Annotated in this window: 1 protein-coding gene; it reads left to right on the top strand. The window is 68.7% G+C overall.

Annotation, left to right across the window (positions count from 1 at the left end; all coding sequences use genetic code 11):
• On the top strand, nt 1–1537 hold a 1537-nt coding region (locus H926_RS33425), incomplete at both ends, for an MHYT domain-containing protein (protein WP_158441998.1).

Genomic DNA, 1537 nt, shown 5'->3' with positions numbered 1-1537 from the left:
GGCTGGCGGCGGCCTCGATCGCGCTGGGTGGCGGCATCTGGTCGATGCATTTCGTGGCCATGCTGGCGTTTCGCGTGCCGGGCATGGCAATGGGCTATGACCTGGGGCTGACGCTGCTGTCGCTGGCCATCGCCATCGGATTTACCGGCGCGGGCTTTGCCGCGCTGGGCCGCACCGGCCTGTCATCCCGGCGCATCGCCTCGGCCGGGCTGTTGATGGGTCTGGGCGTGGTGGCGATGCATTACGTGGGCATGGCGGCGATGCGCATGCCCGGCACCATGCATTATGACCGGCTGTGGGTGGGCATTTCGGTGCTGATCGCGATCGGTGCGGCCACCGCTGCGCTGTGGTTTGCCGCGCGGGACCAGGCGCTGGGCATGCGGCTGGGCGCGGCCGGGCTGATGGGCCTGGCGATTGCCGGCATGCACTATGCCGGCATGCATGCTGCCGTGATCACCATGGACAGCGCGGCGCACGCGCACATGGTGACCAGCGGCATCGGCCAGACGTTTCTGGCCGTGCTGATCGCCACGATCACGCTGCTGATTCTGGCCATCGCACTGGGCGCGGCCTGGCTGGAGCGAGTGTTCCACAAGATCGCCCGGCGTGAGGCGCGCATCGCGCTGCGGCTCAAGATCGCCGATGTCTTGCGCGATTACGATACCACCGCCGCGCTGGACGAGATTGCCGCGCTGATGGGCGAGCATTTCGGGGTGAGCCGCACCGGCTTTGGCCAACTGCTGGCCGAAGAGGACGTGTTCGATTACGATATCTGCTGGACCGATGGCACGGCCCCGCCGCTGCTGGGGCGCATGCCGGCGGCCGATTTCGGCGCCCGCATCGTGGCCGCGCTCAACCGGGGTGAGACCGTGGTGGTGGGCGATCTGTTCGCCGCCGATCCGCGGGTCGACGCGCGCAGCCTGGAAACCGCGCGCACGGTTGATACCCGCGCCATCCTGGTCGTGCCATTCCTGCGCGAAGGGCGGCTGCGCACGATCGTCTATCTCAACAGCCGGACGACGCGCGATTGGCATCCCGATGACGTTGCCTTCATGGAGGAGATCGCCGAGCGCACCCGCCTGGTGAGCGAGCGGGCAGCGATCGCCGAACAGCTGCGCGAGTTGAACGCCACGCTGGAGGCACGGGTGGAAGCGCGCACCAGCGAATTGCGCGCCGCGCAGGAAGCCCTGGTGCAAAGCCAGAAGATGGAGGCGATGGGCCAGCTCGTCGCCGGCCTCTCGCACGATTTCAACAACGTGCTGGGCGCGATCCTGGCTTCGTTCGATCTAATCGCCCGGCGCAGCGGCGATGCCGCGCGGGTGGAGCGTCTGGCCGGCGAAGGGCGCCAGGCAGCGCAGCGCGCGGCCAACCTGATCGCTCAGTTGCTGGCCTTTTCCCGCACGCAGCGGCTGGCGACCCAGGCGCTCGATCCGGCGCTGGTGATCGAGCGCCTGCGCCCGATGCTGATGCGCACGCTGGGCCCGCTGATCACCCTGGATTGCCATCTGGCCGATCCGGCTGGCGAGGGCTGGGCGGT

Source organism: Novosphingobium sp. B-7 (genome assembly GCF_000410615.1).
In the GTDB taxonomy this organism is placed as follows: domain Bacteria; phylum Pseudomonadota; class Alphaproteobacteria; order Sphingomonadales; family Sphingomonadaceae; genus Novosphingobium; species Novosphingobium capsulatum.
The sequence above is the reverse complement of the archived record's forward strand: the minus strand, read 5'-3'. Positions and strand labels throughout refer to the sequence as shown.